The sequence below is a fragment of the Variovorax sp. GW821-FHT09D04 genome (genome assembly GCF_059416405.1).
Window position 1 is genome coordinate 142,681 of record NZ_JBWKPA010000006.1, and the last position, 19,833, is coordinate 162,513.

Annotated in this window: 17 protein-coding genes and 1 other RNA gene; 13 read left to right on the forward strand and 5 right to left on the reverse strand. The window is 66.4% G+C overall.

The window, feature by feature from the left end:
* The first annotated feature begins 6 nt into the window (after window positions 1-6).
* The 5 genes from AC07O4_RS19510 (at window position 7) to AC07O4_RS19530 (ending at window position 4,976) form a co-directional block, all read left to right on the forward strand.
* Window positions 7-870, forward strand: a complete 864-nt coding sequence (locus AC07O4_RS19510; RefSeq protein WP_495305396.1) for a creatininase family protein — start codon at window positions 7-9, stop codon at window positions 868-870.
* A 79-nt stretch (window positions 871-949) separates the two neighbouring features.
* Window positions 950-1,936, forward strand: coding sequence for an ABC transporter substrate-binding protein (locus tag AC07O4_RS19515; protein ID WP_495305397.1), 987 nt, complete (start codon window positions 950-952; stop codon window positions 1,934-1,936).
* Between the two features lie 12 nt (window positions 1,937-1,948).
* On the forward strand, window positions 1,949-2,782 hold the full coding sequence (locus AC07O4_RS19520) for an ABC transporter ATP-binding protein (RefSeq protein WP_495305398.1): 834 nt from the start codon (window positions 1,949-1,951) through the stop codon (window positions 2,780-2,782).
* Window positions 2,779-3,597, forward strand: a complete 819-nt coding sequence (locus tag AC07O4_RS19525) for an ABC transporter permease (protein ID WP_095744426.1) — start codon at window positions 2,779-2,781, stop codon at window positions 3,595-3,597. Before AC07O4_RS19520 ends, AC07O4_RS19525 begins: the two co-directional genes overlap by 4 nt.
* 8 nt (window positions 3,598-3,605) lie before the next feature.
* Window positions 3,606-4,976 carry an FAD-binding oxidoreductase gene (locus tag AC07O4_RS19530; protein WP_495305399.1) on the forward strand — a complete coding sequence of 457 codons (1,371 nt, stop codon included), beginning with the start codon at window positions 3,606-3,608 and terminating at the stop codon, window positions 4,974-4,976.
* A 22-nt stretch (window positions 4,977-4,998) separates the two neighbouring features.
* On the opposite strand, the gene AC07O4_RS19535 is transcribed toward AC07O4_RS19530, so the two are convergent.
* Window positions 4,999-5,925, reverse strand: a complete 927-nt coding sequence (locus tag AC07O4_RS19535) for a LysR family transcriptional regulator (RefSeq protein WP_495305400.1) — start codon at window positions 5,923-5,925, stop codon at window positions 4,999-5,001.
* 82 nt (window positions 5,926-6,007) lie between these two features.
* Here AC07O4_RS19535 and AC07O4_RS19540 point away from each other — a divergent pair, with 82 nt between their 5' ends.
* Complete coding sequence (locus AC07O4_RS19540) at window positions 6,008-7,327, forward strand: arylsulfatase (RefSeq protein WP_495305401.1); 1,320 nt, start codon at window positions 6,008-6,010, stop codon at window positions 7,325-7,327.
* A 58-nt stretch (window positions 7,328-7,385) separates the two neighbouring features.
* On the forward strand, window positions 7,386-8,360 hold the full coding sequence (locus tag AC07O4_RS19545; protein ID WP_495305402.1) for a tripartite tricarboxylate transporter substrate binding protein: 975 nt from the start codon (window positions 7,386-7,388) through the stop codon (window positions 8,358-8,360).
* Between the two features lie 114 nt (window positions 8,361-8,474).
* Here AC07O4_RS19545 and ssrA read toward each other — a convergent pair.
* The 4 genes from ssrA to ompA all read right to left on the reverse strand — a co-directional run bounded on the left by ssrA (window position 8,475) and on the right by ompA (window position 11,054).
* Window positions 8,475-8,859, reverse strand: a transfer-messenger RNA (tmRNA) gene (gene ssrA / locus AC07O4_RS19550).
* 12 nt (window positions 8,860-8,871) lie between these two features.
* Window positions 8,872-9,549, reverse strand: coding sequence for an HAD family hydrolase (locus AC07O4_RS19555; RefSeq protein WP_492745425.1), 678 nt, complete (start codon window positions 9,547-9,549; stop codon window positions 8,872-8,874).
* On the reverse strand, window positions 9,546-10,274 hold the full coding sequence (ubiG, locus tag AC07O4_RS19560) for a bifunctional 2-polyprenyl-6-hydroxyphenol methylase/3-demethylubiquinol 3-O-methyltransferase UbiG (RefSeq protein WP_492745427.1): 729 nt from the start codon (window positions 10,272-10,274) through the stop codon (window positions 9,546-9,548). Before ubiG ends, AC07O4_RS19555 begins: the two co-directional genes overlap by 4 nt.
* 129 nt (window positions 10,275-10,403) lie before the next feature.
* Window positions 10,404-11,054, reverse strand: coding sequence for an outer membrane protein OmpA (gene ompA / locus AC07O4_RS19565; protein ID WP_062468651.1), 651 nt, complete (start codon window positions 11,052-11,054; stop codon window positions 10,404-10,406).
* A 224-nt stretch (window positions 11,055-11,278) separates the two neighbouring features.
* Between ompA and gyrA the strand changes: the two genes are divergently transcribed.
* The 6 genes from gyrA to AC07O4_RS19595 are packed head-to-tail and all read left to right on the forward strand — an operon-like array spanning window position 11,279 to window position 19,723.
* Entirely contained in the window at window positions 11,279-13,924 is a 2,646-nt protein-coding gene (gene gyrA / locus AC07O4_RS19570; protein ID WP_495305403.1) for a DNA gyrase subunit A, read from the forward strand.
* Entirely contained in the window at window positions 13,921-14,508 is a 588-nt protein-coding gene (locus AC07O4_RS19575; RefSeq protein ID WP_235926701.1) for a DUF2059 domain-containing protein, read from the forward strand. The genes gyrA and AC07O4_RS19575 overlap by 4 nt, the downstream gene beginning before the upstream one ends.
* Window positions 14,509-14,514: 6 nt before the next feature.
* Window positions 14,515-15,645 (forward strand): 3-phosphoserine/phosphohydroxythreonine transaminase, encoded by a 1,131-nt coding sequence (gene serC / locus AC07O4_RS19580; protein WP_492745429.1) that lies wholly within the window; start codon window positions 14,515-14,517, stop codon window positions 15,643-15,645.
* Between the two features lie 24 nt (window positions 15,646-15,669).
* A complete protein-coding gene (pheA, locus tag AC07O4_RS19585) occupies window positions 15,670-16,791 on the forward strand; it encodes a prephenate dehydratase (protein ID WP_062468655.1) in 1,122 nt (373 codons plus the stop codon).
* A gap of 18 nt (window positions 16,792-16,809) precedes the next feature.
* Window positions 16,810-17,703: a prephenate dehydrogenase gene (locus tag AC07O4_RS19590; RefSeq protein ID WP_493194052.1), complete on the forward strand. Its 894-nt coding sequence runs from the start codon at window positions 16,810-16,812 to the stop codon at window positions 17,701-17,703.
* Between the two features lies 1 nt (window position 17,704).
* Window positions 17,705-19,723 carry a bifunctional 3-phosphoshikimate 1-carboxyvinyltransferase/cytidylate kinase gene (locus tag AC07O4_RS19595; protein ID WP_493194053.1) on the forward strand — a complete coding sequence of 673 codons (2,019 nt, stop codon included), beginning with the start codon at window positions 17,705-17,707 and terminating at the stop codon, window positions 19,721-19,723.
* Window positions 19,724-19,833: the final 110 nt, after the last annotated feature.

Below are 19,833 nucleotides of genomic sequence, written 5' to 3' on the forward strand. Positions count from 1 at the left end.
ACCCCCATGCTCCACGGCTACATTCCGCCCCACCGCTTCCTGCCCTACCTGAGCTGGACCGAAATCGCCGCGCTGCCCGACCGCGAGAACACCGTCATCGTGCTGCCGTGCGGCGCGATCGAGCAGCACGGCCCGCACCTGCCGTGCTCGGTCGACAGCGTGATCGCCTCGGGCGTGATGGGCAAGGCGCTGGAGAAGCTGCCGGCCGAAGTGCGCGCCTTTGCCCTGCCGCCGATCACCTACGGCAAGTCGGAAGAGCACCTGCACTTTCCCGGCACGGTGACGCTCACGGGCACCACGCTGCTGTCGACCGTGATCGAGATCGGCGAATCGGTGTATCGCTCGGGCTTTCGCAAGCTGCTGTTCGCCAACGGGCACGGCGGCCAGCCGCAGGTGCTGGAGATGGCGGCGCGCGAACTGCGCCTGCGCCATGGCGACTTCGTGATCGTGCCGCACGGCGTGTCGCGCCTGCCCAGCGCGGCGAGCCGGCAGGTGAGCGAGCAGGAGAAGAAGCTCGCGATGCACGCGGGCCATTCGGAAACCGCGCTGATGCTCGCGCTGGCGCCCGACACCGTGCACATGGAACGCGCGGTGGCCAACTTTCCGCCGCCCTTCCCGATCAAGCTGCTGTCGGCCGACGGCCGCCCGGCCTGCGCCTGGACCGCGCGCGACTTCGGCCCCAGCGGCGTGATCGGCGACCCGACCAGCGCCACGCGCGAACAGGGCCTCGAAATCCTGGACACGCTCGCAGGCAGCTGGGCGCAGGCACTGACCGAGCTTCATGCGCTGCGCTGGGTCGTGCGCGAGGAAGCCACCTGGGAGCGCGGCCACCAGCAGGGCTTCATCCAGCAGTCGTTCGAGCCCGCCTGAGGCGTGCCGCGCGCGCTGCGTACATCGGTTCTTTTTTTCTTCCCCGTTCTTCCACTCCTGCCTTCGAGAGGTTCCCACCATGCGCTCCTTCGCTCTTTCCCTGGCCGGCGCCGCCGCGCTCTCGCTCCTCGCGGCCGTCGCACCCGCACAGGCCCAGGACAAGTTCACCTACATGACCAACTGGTATGCGCAGGCCGAGCACGGCGGCTTCTACCAGGCGGTGGCGCAGGGCATCTACAAGAAGCACGGCCTGGACGTGACGATCCGCATGGGCGGCCCGCAGGTCAACATCACGCAGATGATGGCCGCGGGCCAGGCCGACTGCATCATGGGATCGAGCGACATCCAGATGATGCAGGTGCGCGAAGGCGGCGTGCCGGTGGTCAACGTGGCGGCCTTCTTCCAGAAGGACCCGCAGGTGCTGATCGCGCACGACGACGTCAAGAAGTTCGAGGACCTCAAGGGCAAGACGCTGCTCATCGGCGCGCAGGCCAACCGCGGCTACTGGCCGTGGCTCAAGGCCCGCTTCGGCCTGAAGGACGAACAGACGCGTCCCTACACCTTCAACATCCAGCCCTTCGTGGCCGACCCGAACACCGCGCAGCAGGGCTATCTGACCTCCGAGCCCTACGCCATCCAGAAGGCCGGCGTGAAGAGCACGGTGCTCATGTTCAGCGACCACGGCTACCCCTCCTACGCGGTCACCGTGTCGTGCATGGACAAGACGGTGAAGGAGCGCAGCAAGCAGGTCGCCGCCTTCGTGAAGGCCTCGGCCGAGGGCTGGAAGAGCTACCTGGCCGACCCGGCACCGGCCAACGCGCTGATCAAGAAGGACAACCCCAACATGACCGACGACCAGCTCGCCTACAGCGTGGCCAAGCTCAAGGAGATGGGCATGGTCACCGGCGGCGATGCGGCCAAGCTCGGCATCGGCGTGATCACCGATGCGCGCGCCAAAGCGAGCTACGACTTTCTCGTGGCCTCCAAGCTGCTCGATCCGGCCAAGGTCGACTTGGCCAAAACCTACACGACCGAGTTCGTGAAGGACGCCAAGGTCTTGCCCTGAACCTCGCCGGCCATGAACCGCATCGAACCCCACACCCTCGCACCGCCGACCACGCCTGCCGTGCCGGCGGTGGAAGTGCTCTCGGCCGAGAAGACCTACCCCAACGGCACGCAGGCGCTGCTGCCGGTGGACCTGTCGATCGCCGAAGGCGAGTTCGTCACGCTGCTGGGCCCCTCGGGCTGCGGCAAGAGCACGCTGCTGAAGATGGTGGCGGGCATGCTCGAACCCAGCGACGGGCGCCTGCTGGTGTGGCGCAAGCCCGTGGCGCAGTTGCACGACTGCCCGCACAAGATGTCGTTCGTGTTCCAGTCGCCCACGCTGATGCCGTGGGCCAGCGTGCAGACCAATGTGCGGCTGCCGCTGGACCTGGCCGGCGTGCCGCGCAAGGAGGCCGACGCGCGGGTGACGGAATCGCTCGCACTCGTGGGGCTGGAGAAGTTCGCCAGTGCGCTGCCGCGCGCGCTGTCGGGCGGCATGCAGATGCGCGTGTCGATCGCGCGCGGCCTGGTCACGCAGCCGGACCTGCTGCTGATGGACGAGCCCTTCGGCGCACTCGACGAGATCACGCGCCACAAGCTCGACGCCGACCTGCTCGAACTGTGGCGCAAGAAGAAGCTCACGGTGATCTTCGTGACGCACTCGATCCACGAGGCGGTGTTCCTCTCGAGCCGCGTGGTGATGATGGCCGCGCGGCCGGGTCGCGTGGTCGAGCAGTTCCAGATCGACGAGCCCTACCCGCGCCAGGCCGACTTCATGGTCACGCCCGCGTTCGCGCGCCACGCGAAGCAGTTGCAGGACAGCCTGCTGCGCGCCAGCACCACAGAAGAAGAGGAGGCCGCGCCATGAAGACGGCGACGAAACCCGCGGCGCCCCTGCTGAGCCAGCCGCGCGTGCAGCGCGTGCTCTACCCGGTGCTCATCGGCGTGGTGCTGGTCGCGCTGTGGCAATGGATGGTGGTCGCCATGGAACTGCCGCCCTACCTCGTGCCCTCGCCCTGGCTGATGGTGCAGACGCTGGTGACCGACTGGGCGCCGCTGGGCAGCGCGCTCCTGGTCACGCTGAAGATCACGGTGCTGTCCTTCGCGCTGGCCACGGTGGCGGGTGTGCTGATCTCGTTCCTGTTCGTGCAGAGCAAGCGCATCGAGACCGCCCTCTTTCCGTACGCGGTGCTGCTGCAGGTCACGCCCATCGTGGCCGTGGCGCCGCTGATCATCATCTGGGTGAAGAACCCGGTCGCGGCCATGACGGTGTGCGCGGCGCTGGTGGCGCTGTTTCCCATCATCAGCAACACCACGCTGGGCCTGCGCAGCATCGACCCCGACCTGCAGAGCTACTTCAAGCTGAACCGCGCCACGCGCTGGCAGCAGCTGGTGCGCCTGCGCATTCCGAGCGCGCTGCCCTATTTCTTCGGCGGGCTGCGCATCTCCAGCGGCCTGGCGCTGATCGGCGCGGTGGTGGCGGAGTTCGTGGCCGGCACCGGCGGCTCGGGCGCGGGGCTGGCCTACCAGATCCTGCAGGCGGGCTTCCAGCTGAACATTCCGCGCATGTTCGCGGCCCTGCTGCTCATCTCCCTCACCGGTGTCGCGCTCTTCGTGCTGATGGCCTGGCTCACCAAGGTGGCGCTGGGCTCGTGGCATGCGAGCGAACTTTCCCAGGATTGAAATCGACCATGAATGCTCCCGCTTCCGCCATCGAACAACTGCTGCTCGAACTCCCCGACCTCGACTGGATCACCGACGAAGGCCGCGTCACGCGCCTCTCACAGGACTTCTCCTGGTTCAGCCCGGTGCTCACCCGCCAGCTGAAGGACAAGCGCGCCGACGTGGTGGTGCGCCCGCGCACCGAAGAAGACATCCGCGCGGTGGTGGGCGCCTGCGCGCGCCGCGGCGTGCCCATCACCATTCGTGGCAGCGGCACCGGCAACTACGGCCAGACCACGCCGCTCGCCGGCGGCGTGGTGCTCGACATGACGGGCTACAACGCCTGCCTGTGGGTGCAGCCCGGCGTGGCGCGCGCGCAGGCCGGCATCCGCCTGGGCGAACTCGAGAAGCAGACAAGACCCACCGGCCAGGAGATGCGCTGCGTGCCCTCGACCTACCGCAGCGCGACGCTGGGCGGCCTGTTCGGTGGTGGCTTCGGCGGCGTGGGCTCGATCAACTACGGGCCGCTGGGCGCGCCCGGCAATGTGCTGGGCATTCGCGCGATGACCATCGAGGCCGAGCCGCAGGTGATCGAACTGCGCGGCGCCGAAGCGATGCGCATGCACCACCTGTGGGGCACCAACGGCCTCGTGCTGGAGCTGGAGATCGCACTGGCGCCCGCGCATCCGTGGCTCGAGACGCTGGTGACCTTCGACGACTTCGAGAACGCGCTGAACTTCGCGGACAAGCTCGCGCATGCGCCGGGCATCGTGAAGCGCGGCGTCACCTTCTTCGCGGCGCCCATCGCCGACCACCTCGCGCAGCTGGCGACGCACCTGCCGAAGGGCTGCCACACGGTGCTGTCGCTGGTGGCCGAGCAGAGCGAGCCGGCCATGATGCTTTTGGTGCAGGCGCACGGTGGCACCGTGAGCTACCGCAAGACGGCCGCCGAAGTGCAGAAGAGCAACCGCACGCTGATGGAGTTCACCTGGAACCACACGACGCTGCACGCGCTGAAGATCGACCCGACGCTGACCTACCTGCAAAGCGGGTTCATCCCCGGCCGGCATGTCGAGCAGGTCATCGAGATGGAAAAACTGCTGGGCGGCGAGGTCATGATGCACGTCGAGTTCCTGCGCAACGCGGCGGGGCTCCTCACCTGCAGCGGGCTGCAACTCGTGCGCTTCAGTACCGAGGATCGCCTGAACGAGATCATCGACATCCACCGTGCGCACCAGGTGCACATCAACAACCCGCACGTGAACATCGTGGAAGACGGCAAGGCCGGCGGCCCGCTGCCGCCGGAAGTCATCGAGGTGAAGCAGCGCTTCGATCCGATGGGCTTGCTGAACCCGGGCAAGCTGCGCGACTGGCCGGTGAAGGCGACGACAGCGAACTGAAGACGACCTCAGCGAGCGTCCGTCAGCCCTTGCGCGCCGCGCTGCTTCGCTGCGCCGGCGCCAGTGCCTTGAGCGCCTGCACGAACTCCTCGAGGAGTGGGGAGCGGTAGGTATTCGGACGTGAGAAAAGCGAGATGCGCCTCGGAATCGACAGCGCGTCAACGGGAATCACCTTGACACCACGCGCCTGGGGCAGTGCGAGCACGGAGATCGGGACGATGCCCATCAGATCGGTCGCTGCAAGCACCGGCAGCGACCAGGACGCATTGAAGTGCACCTCGATCGCGCCTTGCGGCGGCGTCGCGCCCGCGCAGCGAAATACCTCGTCCAGCTTCGCGCGTGCAGCCGAGTGAACGGACGGCAGCACCCAGGGGAATTTCGACAGATCGCCCATCGTGAGACGGCGACGCGCGAAGACCGGATGCCCCACGCGCGCCACGGCGACGAGCGCATCGGTCAGCAGATCCTCATGCACCAGGCCGTGCGGCATGGATTCATAGGTCGGAATCACGGCGACATCGAGCAGGCCCTGGCGCGTCCAGTCGATCAACTCGTCCGAGGACGCCACTTCCAGGCGCACATGCATGCCCGGGCGACGGGGCTGCAGCGCCGCAAGCGCCGGTGAAAGCACGGCATCCAGAACCGCCAGCGTCGCGCCCACACGGATGAGCCCGGCGCGTCCTGCGCGGACGTCGCCCGCATGACGAAGCGCCTCGTCGTGCTCTGACTTCATGCGTTGCGCACGTTCGCGGAACGCGACGCCGAAGGGCGTGAGTGTCATGCCATGGCCCGAGCGCTCGAAGAGACCGAGCCCCATCTCGTCCTCCAGCCGGCGGATCGCCTTGGACAGCGCCGCGGCCGTCACCGTCAGGCTGGTTGCAGCACGGGCCAGCTGCCCATGGCGCGCCACTTCCAGGAAGTAGTCGAGGTCGCGTGCCGAGAAGGACATGAATAAAAGTCAACGAAGATTTCCCAATTGGAAACACCCGAATCCTAGCCGTTCCTAGACTGCAGTCGCAATGAGTCCCTCCATGAACCCACCCAACATCGTTCTCATCCTTGCCGACAACCTCGGCTGGGGCGAGCTCGGCTGCTACGGCGGCGGGGCGCTGCGGGGCGCGCCCACGCCACGCATCGACGCGCTCGCCAGCCAAGGCCTTCTGCTGCAGAACTTCAATGTCGAGAGCGATTGCGTGCCGACGCGCTCCGCGCTGATGAGCGGGCGGCATCCGATCCGCACGGGCTGCCTGCAATCGGTGCCGCCCGGCCTGCCTCAGGGCCTGGCACGCCGCGAGATCACCCTGGCGCAGTTGCTCTCGGCACAGGGCTATGCGACTGCGCACTACGGCAAATGGCACCTGGGCGATGTGGAAGGCCGCTTCCCGAGCGACCGGGGATTCGACGAGTGGTACGGCATTCCGCGCACCACGGACGAGAGCCAGTTCACGGCCAGTGTCGGCTACGACCCGAGCGTGGCGGACATCCCGTACATCATGCAGGGCCGTGCCGGTGCGCCTTCGCAGAACGTCGAGGAATACAACCTGGATTCGCGCCGGCGCATCGACGAGACGCTGACGAACCGGTCTCTGGAATTCATCCAGCGCAACCACGCGGCACAGAAGCCGTTCTTCCTTTATCTGCCGCTCACGCACCTGCATTTCCCCACCCTGCCTCACCGCGATTTCGCGGGCCGCACCGGCCATGGCGACTTCGCCGATTCCATGGTCGAGATGGATCACCGCGTGGGCCAGGTCATCGACGAGATCGAGCGCCTCGGCATTTCAGAAGACACCCTCTTCATCTTCGCGAGCGACAACGGCCCCGAGTTCCGCGCTCCGTACCGCGGCACGGCCGGCCCCTGGCGCGGCACCTATCACACGGCCATGGAAGGCAGCCTGCGCGTGCCGTGCATCGTGCGCTGGCCGGGCAAGATCGCCGCAGGCCGGGTGAGCAACGAGATCGTGCACGTCACCGACCTCTTCTCCACGCTGGCACGCGCGGGTGGCGCCCGCATTCCCGAGGACAGGCCGATCGATGGCATGGACCAGATGCCCTTCTTCCTCGGCGAACAGAAATCCTTGCGCGAGGGCTTTCTCTTCCATATCAAGAACGAACTGCGCGCAGTGAAATGGCGCGACTGGAAGCTGCATTTCTACTGGGAGCCCGAGGTGAACGAAGGCAAGGGCAAGCTCGAGTCGCCCTATCTCTTCAACATCACGCGCGACCCCAAGGAGGAGTCGGATGTGCTCGTCTACAACACGTGGGTCCTGGGGCCAATCCAGCGGATGGTCCGCGCCTTCCATCAGAGTGCGGCAGCACATCCTCACACGGCGCCGGGCGCGCCAGACTGAGGCCGCGGAATCCCTGACGCGCTCGAGCATCTCTCCACCGTCCCAGAAGGCTCACCCCATGTCCAAGCATCCAGGCGGCCGCCGAGGCCTCTTTCTGATCTTCTGCGCGCTCACGGCGCTGGCGTCTTCTGCGGCGCTCGCGCAAGAGAAGTACCCCTCTCGAGCGATCACCTGGGTCGTCGGCTACCCACCCGGGGGCAGCGTCGATGTCGTCACGCGCCTTGTCGCCCGCAAGCTGGAAGCGACGCTCGGCCAGCCCATCGTGGTCGACAACAAGCCCGGCGCCACGGGCTCGCTCGCGCTGCGATACGTGGCAACCCAGCCCGCCGACGGCTATACCCTGGTGACGGTTCCCGGCCCGGTGCTCACGAGCATCCCGATGCCGCAGATCGGCAAGGAGATGAGCGCCATCGCCATGCTCGCCAAAGGCTCCACCGTTCTCGTAGGACCGGCACGGCCCGACGCACCCAAGGACCTCAAGGCCCTGCTCTCAGACGCATCCGCCCACCCGGACAAGTACAGCTACGGCTCTTCCGGCAACGGCACCGGCCAACACCTGACCGGAGAACTCATCCAGGCACTGACAGGCGTGACGATGACGCATGTGCCCTACAAGGGCGGCAACCAGGCGGTGACCGACGTGATCGGTGGACAGCTCCCCCTGGCCGTGCTGGGCATCACACCCGTGCTCCCGCACATCAAGTCCGGCAAGCTCAAGGCGTATGGGGTCTCCACGGCGACCCGCTCCGCCTCCTTGCCCGAGGTGCCGACACTCAGGGAAGCCGGCATCGCCAACTTCGAAGCAAGCCAGTGGTTCGTCCTCGCTGCGCGCACGGGCCTCCCGGCAGACCGAAGCGATCGCCTCAACGAAGCGGTGGCACAAGCCCTGAAGGACCCGGAGGTCATGAAAGGCTTCGAGAACGTCGGCATGTTTCCCGAAGCCAGCAGCGCGAAGCAGACCGCCGACTACATCCACACCGACATGCGGCGCTGGGCAGACCTTGTGAAGAAGAACAAGATCGCGATTGACTAGCTAGCGTGTGGAGTGAACCCCATCGACGGGATCGCGGGGGTCGTCCAAACGAAGCCGTCTGGCCAATGAAAAAGGGCGTTCACTGAATTTCAGTGAACGCCCTGGGTCGTTGTGTGGTGGAGCTGGGGGGATTTGAACCCCCGTCCGCAAGCCTTCATCGCGCAGTTCTACATGTGTAGTGATCTGATTTGAGTCTCGCTTCCGGAGTCGCGCAGTCACACGCTAAACCGGACGCCAGCACCCTATTTTCTCGCCCCGACCCAAGGTACCCGGATCGGAGCCAGCCCATGTAATTATCCTTGCAGCCGGGAGGTCAGGATTGCTCCAGACCCCCTTGCCCAGCCCATCGGCCAACTGTTGCAAGGCTCACTGGCAATTAAGCAGCGAGTGCGAAACGTTCGTCGTTTGCAGTTAGTTTGTTTGAATCTGTTTTACGAGCGCATTCAGCTCGACATGCCCCGCTGCGACTCCGAACCCACGTCGAAACCAGTGCAGCCCCAAGCGACTCATTTTAGGCGCTATTGAGTAACTTCAAGAGCTCCAGGGGCGAAGAGATTGAGGCATCGGCTTTCCACAGCGCCGCATCGGCCTGCGAACCCATGTAGCCGTAGGTGGCCGCCACGGTTCCCATGCCCGCGGCGCGGCCCGCGATGATGTCGCGCTCGTCGTCTCCCACGTAGATGCAGGCCTCGGGCGCCACGCCGAGACGGCGCGCCGCCTCGTGCAGCGGTTCGGGGTGCGGCTTGGCGAACGGCGTGGTGTCGCCGCTCACGATCGCGCCCGCGCTCGCGAAGAGCGGCATCGCAGCCGTCAGCGGTTCGGTGAAGCGGGCCGACTTGTTGGTGACCACGCCCCAGCGCAAGCCGCGCTCGCGGATCGCCTCGATCAGCGGCACGACGCCCTCGAACACCAGCGTGTTGAGCAGCATGCGGCGCTCGTAGGCGACGTAGAACTCCTCGCGCAGCGCGTCGAACTCGGGCGCATCGGGTGTGATGCCGAATGCGATGCCGAGCATGCCGCGCGCGCCGGCGCCAGCCATCGGGCGGTAGCGCTCCAGTGGGTAGGGCTCCAGGCCGCGGTCGGTGCGCATCTTGTCGGCGGCTGCGCCGAGGTCGGGCGCGCTGTCGATCAGCGTGCCGTCGAGGTCGAACAGGATGGCCTGTGTGGTCGTGCTCCCGATCTTCATCATCCCTGCGCCTCCGGCAGCGCCGGCTTCTGGGTCGCGAAGAGGTAGTTGACGCTGGTGTCGGCACTGAGCCAGTAGCGGCGGGTCAGCGGGTTGTATTCCATGCCGCGGGTGTGGCGCAGGTCCAGGCTGGCAGCGCGGCAGTAGCCGGCCAGTTCGCTGGGACGGATCAGCTTGGGGTACTCGTGCGTGCCGCGCGGCAGCATGCCCAGGACGTACTCGGCGCCCACGATCGCCAGCATGAAGGACTTCAGGTTGCGGTTGATGGTCGAGAAGAACACCCAGCCGCCCGGCTTCACCAGGGTGGCGCAGGCCTGGATCACCGATGCCGGATCGGGCACGTGCTCCAGCATTTCCATGCAGGTGACCACATCGAAGCTGCCGGGCTGCTCGGCTGCCAGCGCCTCGGCACTGACTTCGCGGTACTTGACGCCGCGCGTCCCGGCTTCGAGGGCGTGCAGTTGAGCGACCTTGAGCGCCTTGGTCGCGAGGTCGACGCCCAGCACGTCGGCGCCCTTGCGCGCCATCGAATCGGCCAGGATGCCGCCGCCGCAGCCGATATCGACCACGCGCTGGCCCGAAATAGGCGCAATACCGTCAATCCATTCCAGCCGCAATGGATTGATTTCGTGCAGCGGGCGGAATTCGCTCTCCAAATCCCACCACCGGTGTGCGAGCTCCGAAAACTTGGCCAGTTCGGCCGGGTCTGCATTCACGTTTTCTGTCATGGGCCAATTATGAAGCGAGCAAAGCCCGGCTCGAACGCAATGGGCTTGCCTCAGGCACGGCCGCAAATACGGCAGGCATAAAAAAACCCCGCCGAGGCGGGGTTTTCATTCGTCGATGGAATCGATCGATCAGTTGGCGCGGGTGCCAACCACTTCGATTTCCACGCGACGGTTCTTGGCGCGGCCTTCCTTGGTGCGGTTGTCAGCCACAGGCTGCTTCTCGCCCTTGCCTTCGGTGTAGACGCGGTTGCGTTCGATGCCCTTCGAGACCAGGAAGGCCTTGACGGCTTCGGCGCGACGCACCGACAGACGCTGGTTGTAGGCGTCGGTACCGATGGAGTCGGTGTGACCCACAGCGATGATGACTTCGAGGTTCACGCCACGGATCTTCTCGACCAGGTCGGTCAGCTTGGCGCGACCTTCGGGCTTCAGCACCGACTTGTCGAAGTCGAAGAAGGCGTCAGCAGCGAAGGTGACCTTCGAAGCAGCGACTTGTGCGGCAGGCGGAGCGACCGGAGCGCCAGGCGTGGGAGCCACAGCAGCCGGAGCAGCCGGAACCAGAGCGCCGTCGCAACCGGCGGCAGCCGTTGCGGGCGTCCAGTTGGCATCGCGCCAGCACAGTTCGTTCGTGCCGTTCTTCCAGACCAGTTCGCCGGTGCCGTTTTGCCAGTTGTCGATCGTAGGACCGCCGTTCGCAGCGGTGACACGGGTCTGCGCGCCGGCGGCAGTGGCGAGCGCAGCGACTGCAAACATCATCGCCACTTTATTCAGTTTCTTCATGGTTCTCCTCTTGGGGAAAAAGCCGCAGCCGCGCTGCGAATCAAGGACGCTTTAAGTGACCACCACCCAAAACGTTGAGACGATTGTGCCATAGGGTCTTTGGCAAACAGGCCGCTGGACGCCCCTGAAGCGTAGGACGGAGGCGGAATAGAGCCCTTGTGTTGCGGCGGTGCGACACCCCTCACAGCGTAAAATTTCGCCTTCCTGCCGCCAGCCTCTTGCTCATGACCTCCTTCGCCAAAGAAACCCTGCCCATCAGTCTCGAAGAGGAAATGCGCAGCAGCTACCTCGATTACGCCATGAGCGTGATCGTCGGCCGGGCGCTTCCCGACGCCCGCGACGGCCTCAAGCCGGTGCACCGGCGCGTGCTGTACGCGATGCACGAGCTCAACAACGACTGGAACCGGCCGTACAAGAAGTCGGCCCGTATCGTCGGCGACGTGATCGGTAAGTACCACCCGCACGGCGACCAGTCGGTTTACGACACCATCGTCCGGCTGGCCCAGGACTTCTCGATGCGCCATATGCTGGTCGACGGCCAGGGCAACTTCGGGTCGGTCGACGGCGACAACGCCGCCGCAATGCGTTATACGGAAATCCGGCTGGCCAAAATTGCGCATGAAATGCTGGCCGATATCGACAAGGAAACTGTCGACTTTCAGGACAATTACGACGGCTCCGAAAAAGAACCGAAAGTTTTACCCAGCCAGCTGCCGAATTTGCTGGTCAATGGCTCCGGCGGTATTGCGGTCGGCATGGCCACCAATATCCCGCCGCACAACCTGAATGAAGTGGTGGATGCCTGCCTGTATCTGCTGCGCAATCCGCAGGCGAGCATCGACGAGTTGATGGAAATCGTGCCGGCGCCCGACTTCCCCACCGCCGGCATCATCTACGGCATCAACGGCGTGAAGGACGGCTACCGCACCGGCCGCGGCAAGGTCGTGATGCGCGCCAAGTGCCACTTCGAGGAGATCGACCGTGGCCAGCGCCAGGCGATCATCGTCGACGAGCTCCCCTACCAGGTCAACAAGAAGACGCTGCAGGAGCGCATGGCCGAGCTGGTGCACGAGAAGAAGATCGAAGGCATCAGCCACATCCAGGACGAGTCCGACAAGTCGGGCATGCGCCTGGTGATCGAGCTCAAGCGCGGCGAAGTGCCCGAGGTGGTACTCAACAACCTCTACAAGCAGACCCAGCTGCAGGACACCTTCGGCATCAACATGGTGGCGCTGGTCGACGGCCAGCCCAAGCTGTGCAACCTGAAGGACCTGATCGAGGTCTTCCTGCAGCACCGCCGCGAAGTGGTCACGCGCCGCACCGTCTTCACGCTGCGCAAGGCCCGCGAACGCGGCCACGTGCTCGAAGGCCTGGCGGTGGCGCTGGCCAACATCGACGAGTTCATCCGCATCATCCGCGAGTCGCCCACCCCGCCGGTCGCCAAGGCCGAGCTGATGACCCGCAGCTGGGACAGCAAGCTGGTGCGCGAGATGCTCACCCGTTCGCGTGCCGATGGCGGCGTGATCAACGCCGACGACTACCGCCCCGAAGGCCTCGAGCGCGAGTACGGCATGGGCGGCGACGGCCTGTACCGCCTGTCGGAAACGCAAGCGCAGGAAATCCTGCAGATGCGCCTGCAGCGCCTGACCGGCCTCGAGCAGGACAAGATTGTCGCCGAGTACAAGGACGTCATGGCCGAGATCGACGACCTGCTCGACATCCTGGCCAAGCCCGAGCGCGTCTCGATCATCATTGGCGACGAACTCGGCGAGATCAAGCAGGAGTTCGGCCAGTCGAAGATCGGCGCCCGCCGCAGCCTGGTCGAGCACAGTGCCTACGACCTCTCGACCGAAGACCTGATCACGCCGACCGACATGGTCGTCACGCTCTCGCACAGCGGCTACATCAAGAGCCAGCCGCTGGGCGAGTACCGCGCGCAAAAGCGCGGCGGGCGCGGCAAGCAGGCCACGTCCACCAAGGACGACGACTGGATCGACCAGCTCTTCATCGCCAACACGCACGACTACATCCTGTGCTTCTCCAACCGCGGCCGGCTGTACTGGCTCAAGGTGTGGGAAGTGCCGGCAGGTTCGCGCGGCTCGCGCGGACGCCCCATCGTCAACATGTTCCCGCTGCAGGAAGGCGAGAAGATCAACGTCGCCCTCGCCCTCACCGGCGAGAAGCGCAACTTCCCGGCCGACCAGTACGTGTTCATGGCGACCTCGATGGGCACGGTCAAGAAGACGGCGCTCGACGAATTCAGCAACCCGCGCAAAGGCGGCATCATTGCCGTGAACCTCGATGAAGGCGACTACCTCATCGGCGCGGCGCTCACCGACGGCAAGCACGACGTGATGCTCTTCAGCGACAACGGCAAGGCCGTGCGCTTCGACGAGGAAGACGTCCGCCCGCTGGGCCGCAACGCCCGCGGCGTGCGCGGCATGTCGCTGGAGCCCGGCCAAGGCGTGATCGCCATGTTGGTGGCCGAAGACGAACAGCAGAGCGTGCTCACCGCCACCGAAAATGGTTACGGAAAACGCACAAGCATTACCGAATACACGCGTCATGGCCGCGGAACCAAAGGCATGATCGCGATTCAACAGAGTGAGCGCAACGGCAAGGTCGTTGCCGCCACGCTCGTTCATGCGGACGATGAGATCATGCTCATCACCGACAAGGGTGTGCTCGTGCGCACCCGTGTGGCCGAGATTCGCGAACTGGGTCGGGCGACGCAAGGCGTCACGCTGATCGGGCTCGACGAAGGCGCCAAACTCAGCGGGCTTCAACGCATCGTCGAAAACGACGCGAACGGCGAAGGTGAGCCGGACGCAGACGACACTTCCACATCTTCAACGGAGAATCCTCAGTGAAAAAACAACTCAAGCTCGCACTCCTGACCGCTGCCCTCGCCGGCTCGTCCATGGCCGCCATGGCCCAGGACAAGGCCACGCTAATCAAGCAGTTCATCGAGATCCAGCGCCCCGGCATCGAGTCGCTGGCACGCGGCCTGATCGAGCAGTCGAGCGCCCCCATCGCGCAAGCCGGTTCGCAGTACCTGCAGACCCAGGTGCCCGAAGCCAAGCGCGAATCCGCCGCCAAGGCCGCTGACGCCGAGCTGAAGAAGTACTTCGACGACGCCTACCCGCTGGTGCGCGACAAGGCCGTGCAGATCGCCCCTGGCGCCCTCACGCCCATCCTCGAGCAGAACTTCAGCGAAGACGAACTCAAGCAGCTGCTGGCCTGGATCAACTCGCCCCTGAGCAAGAAGTACCAGGAACTGAACCCGAAGATGCAGACCGCTCTGACGGAAAAGCTGGTGACCGAAACCCGCGCCACCATCGAACCCAAGATGCGCGCACTCGACACCAACGTCGCCAAGGCCCTCGGTGCTCCGACCGACGGTGCAGCAGCTCCCGCCAAGGCGCCCGCCGCCAAGGCTCCCGCCAAGAAGTAAAGCAACGTGACCCAGCAGCAGACGCCGGCCGGCAAGCGCCCCTACAACTTTTCGGCCGGTCCGGCTGCCATGCCGGAGGCGGTGCTGCAACGCGCCGCTTCCGAGATGCTCGATTGGCAGGGCAGCGGCATGAGCGTGATGGAGATGAGCCATCGCGGCAAGGAATTCGGTGCCATCTGCACCCAGGCCGAAGCCGACATCCGCACGCTGCTGGCCATCCCCTCGCACTTTCACATCCTGTTCATGCAGGGTGGCGGCCTCGGCGAGAACGCCATCGTGCCGCTGAACCTGTCACGCGGCGGCGTTGCCGACTTCGTCGTCACCGGCAGCTGGAGCGCCAAGTCGCACAAGGAAGCGCAGCGCTACTGCACCGCCCGCGTGGCGGCCAGCAACGCTGACAACCAGCACACGAAGCTGCCCGATCCCGCCAGCTGGCAGCTGTCCGCCGACGCCTCGTACGTGCACGTGTGCAGCAACGAGACCATCAACGGCATCGAGTTCCAGCAACTGCCCGACCTGGCCGCGCTCGGCAGCAAGGCGCCGCTGGTCATCGATTTTTCTTCCCACGTCGCTTCGCGCAGCGTCGACTGGACCCGCGTCGGCCTGGCCTTCGGCGGCGCCCAGAAGAACCTCGGCCCCGCCGGCCTGACCATCGTGGTCGTGCGCGACGACCTGCTGGGCCACGCGCTCGAGATCTGCCCGAGCGCGTTTAACTACAAGACCGTGGCCGACAACCACTCCATGTACAACACCCCGCCGACCTGGGGCATCTACATGGCAGGGCTCACGTTCCAATGGCTGCTGCAGCAGACCGAGGGCGCGCTCACCGGCGTTGCCGCCATGGAGCAGCGCAATGTCGAGAAGGCGAAGCTGCTGTACGACTTCATCGACGGCTCCGACTTCTACGCCAACCGCATCGATGCCAACTGCCGTTCGCGCATGAACGTGCCGTTCTTCCTGGCCGACGAGGGGCGCAACGAAGCCTTCCTGGCCGGCGCGCGCGAAGCCGGGCTGCTGCAGCTCAAGGGCCACAAGTCGGTCGGTGGCATGCGCGCGAGCATCTACAACGCCATGCCGCTGGCAGGGGTGCAGGCCTTGGTGGCCTACATGAGAGAATTCGAGCGATCGCATGCGTAGGCGCATGCCCTGTTGCTCGCACCGATGACCGCCTCTGCCCCCACACCACCCACCACCCCCGACAATTCCGAAAGCCTGGCCGGTCTGCGCGTGCAGATCGACTCCCTCGACCAACGGCTGCTGAGCCTGCTCAATGAGCGCGCCCATGTGGCCGAGCTGGTCGGCGAGGTCAAGAAGCGCGAAGGCACGCCCTTCTTCCGCCCCGACCGCGTCGCCGCGGTCATCGACAAGATGCAGAAAAGCAATGGCGGTCCGCTCAAGGACCTCCATGTCGCGGCCATCTGGCGCGAGATCATGTCGGCCTGCCTGGCACTCGAATCGCCCCAGCGCGTGGCCGTGCTCGGCCCCGAAGGCACCTTCTGCGAACAGGCCGCCATCGAGTACTTCGGCGGCGCCGCCGACCTGATCTACTGCGCCAGCTTCGACGAGGTGTTCCACGCCACCGCCGCAGGCAGCGCCCAGTACGGCGTGGTCGGCGTCGAGAACTCGACCGAGGGCGTGGTCACACGCTCGCTCGACCTGTTCCTGCACTCGCCCACCCATGTCGTCGGCGAGGTCAGCCTGCTGGTGCGCCACCACCTGATGCGCAGCAGCAATTCGCTCGAAGGCGTCGAGGCCGTGCTGGCCCACCCGCAGGCGCTGGCGCAGTGCCAGACCTGGCTGTCCAAGCACCTGCCCAACGCCGAGCGGCGCGCCGTGTCGAGCAACGCCGAAGGCGCGCGCCTCGCGGCCACCAACCCGGCCTGGGCCGCACTGGCCGGCGAACGCGCCGCCACCCGCTTCGGCCTGCACATCGTGGCGCATGCCATCCAGGACGATTCGTACAACCGCACCCGCTTCTCCGTGATCTGCCTGCCGCAGACGCTGGCCATGCCGCCGGCCTCGGGCAAGGACTGCACGAGCCTGATCGTCTCGGTGCCCAACCGCCCCGGCGCGGTGCACGACCTGCTGGTGCCCCTGAAGGCCAACAACGTCTCGATGACGCGCTTCGAGTCGCGCCCCGCACGCACCGGCCAGTGGGAGTACTACTTCTACATCGACCTCGACGGCCACCCCTCGCAGCCCAACGTGGCGGCGGCGCTGGCCGAACTGCGCGGCCTCTGCGCCTTCTACAAGGTGCTCGGCGCCTACCCGATCAAAGCCTGAGCCGAACGGACCGACGCGATGTTCGAGCAACTGGGATTGATCGGCTGCGGCCTCATGGGCGGCTCCTTTGCGCTCGCGCTCAAGCGCGCGAAGCTGGTGAAACGCGTGGTGGGCTACAGCAAGTCGCCCTCCACCACCGAACGGGCGCGCCAGCTCGGCGTGATCGACGTGGCGGCGCCCTCGGCGCTGCTGGCGGTGTCGGGCGCCGACATCGTGCTGCTGGCCGTGCCGGTGGCCGCCTCGGAAGCCACCTTCAAGGCCATCCGCCACGGCATCTCGGCCGACACGCTGGTGATGGACGTGGGCTCGACCAAGGGCGACGTGATCGAGGCCGCGCGCAACGGCCTGCAAAAGCAGTTCGCGAACTTCGTGCCGGCGCATCCGATCGCCGGCAAGGAAGTCTCCGGCATCGAGCATGCCGAAGCCTCGCTCTTCACCGGCCGCCAGGTCGTGCTGACCCCCGTCAAGACCACGCTGCGCTCCAACGTGCAGCGCGCCTCGCAGGTGTGGAGCGGCATCGGCGCCAACGTCGTCACCATGACGCATGAGGAGCACGACGCCGCCTTCGCCGCCGTGAGCCACCTGCCGCACCTGCTGGCCTTTGCCTACACCAACGCGCTCATCGGCCAGCCGCAGGGCGACCGCTTCCTGAGCCTGGCGGGGCCGGGCTTTCGCGACTTCTCGCGCATCGCCGCCAGCGACCCCGTCATGTGGCGCGACGTGCTGCTCGCCAACCGCGAGCAGGTGCTGCAGCAGTCGCAGGCCTTCCGCAAGGCGCTCGACGACCTCGAGACGCTGATGACCGCCGGCGACCTGCAGGGCCTGGAGCAATCCATCGCCGCCGCCAGCAAGGCGCGCGCCGCCTGGCGGCCGAATTCGAGCACGGACGCTCTGGCCCAGCAGGACAGCTGACATGTTCTCGACCGCCTTCCTCGACCTCCCGCCCCTCGCGGGCGCCGCCGGCACGGTCCGGCTGCCGGGCTCCAAGAGCATCTCCAACCGCGTGCTGCTGCTGGCGGCGCTCGCCAGCGGCACCACCACGATCCACGACCTGCTCGATTCCGACGACACGCGCGTGATGCTCGACGCCCTGCGCGCGCTGGGCTGCGGCATCGAGCCGGCCGGCGCCTCGCTGCGCATCACGGGCCTGGGCGGCCAGCTGCCGCCGTCGCTGGGCGCGACGCTGCTGCCGCTGTTCCTGGGCAACGCCGGCACGGCCATGCGTCCGCTGACGGCGGCGCTGTCACTGCTCGGCGGCGAATTCGAACTCAGCGGCGTGCCGCGCATGCACGAGCGCCCGATCGGCGACCTGGTCGACGCCCTCACGCAACTCGGCTGCCGCATCGACTACCTCGGCAACCCCGGCTACCCGCCGCTGCGCATCCACCCGGTGTCGCACGGCGAGCTGGCGCTGGGCGCACCGATCCGCGTGCGCGGCGACGTGTCGAGCCAGTTCCTGACCGCCCTGCTGCTGGCGCTGCCGCTCGCGGCGGCCGACGACATCGTGATCGAAGTGGTCGGCGAGCTGATCTCCAAGCCCTACATCGAGATCACGCTGAACCTGCTGGCACGCTTTGGCATCAAGGTGCAGCGCGACGGCTGGGAGCGCTTCACCATCCCCGCCGGCAGCCGCTACAGCTCGCCGGGCGAGATCCACGTCGAGGCGGACGCGTCCTCTGCTAGCTATTTCATAGCACTCGGGGCCATCGCAACGGGCGTTTCGGGGCAGAACGGCATCCGCATCGAAGGTGTCGGCGCGGCCTCGATCCAGGGCGACATCCGCTTCATCGACGCCGCCCAACAGATGGGCGCGCGGGTCGACAGCGGCCCGAACTGGCTCGAAATCCGCCGCGGCGCCTGGCCCTTGAAGGCCATCGACCTCGACGCGAACCACATCCCCGACGCCGCGATGACACTGGCCGTCATGGCGCTGTACGCCGACGGCCCCAGCACGCTGCGCAACATCGCAAGCTGGCGCGTGAAGGAAACCGACCGCATCGACGCCATGGCGAACGAGCTGCAAAAGCTCGGCGCGACGGTCGAGGCCGGGCCCGATTTCATCCGCGTCCACCCCCTCCCCGCCGCCGGCTGGCGGCCCGCCAGCATCCGCACCTACGACGACCACCGGGTCGCCATGTGCTTCTCGCTCGCGGCCTTCAATCCGGCCGGCGTGCCGGTGCGCATCCTCGAGCCGCACTGCGTCGCCAAGACCTTCCCCGACTACTTCGAGACCCTGTTCTCGGTGGCCGAGGCTGCCGAGGTGCCCGTGATCTGCATCGACGGCCCAACCGCCTCGGGCAAGGGCACGCTGGCCGCCGAGGTGGGGCGCCTGCTGGGCTACCACTACCTCGACTCGGGATCGCTCTACCGCGTGACCGGGCTCGCCGCCCGCCGCGCCGGCCTGGAGGCCACGGCCGCGAACGAAGCGCAGATCGCCGCCCTCGCCGCCGCCCTGCCCCTGCAGTTCACCGAGGGCAAGGTGCTGCTGGCCGGCGAAGACGTGAGCGACGACATCCGCACCGAAGCCGCCGGCATGGACGCCTCGCGCGTCTCCGCGCTGCCCGCCGTGCGCGAGGCGCTGCAAGACCTGCAGCACCGCTTTCGCCGCCTGCCCGGCCTGGTGGCCGACGGGCGCGACATGGGCACCGTGATCTTCCCCGACGCAGCGCTCAAGGTGTTCCTCACGGCGGGAGCCGCCCAGCGCGCCGAACGGCGGCATAAGCAGTTGATTTCAAAGGGTATTTCGACTACACTCGACAGTCTTCGCTCCGACTTGGAAGCACGTGACGCCCGGGACTCTTCCCGCAGCGTCGCCCCTCTGAAGCCGGCGCAGGATGCTCGCCACCTCGACAACTCCCAGCTGTCCATCGAACGCTCGATCGACACGGTGTTGAACTGGTGGCAAGAAATTCAACCGTTCAAGTCCGCTTGAGCGGATTGAAGTGCAGCCTTTCAAGTCCGCTTGAAAGGCTTGCGTCTCCCGGGTGTTCCGGGTGGCGCCTACCGCTCCAGCAGGCTCCTTCCGCGCGACAGCGCACCGGC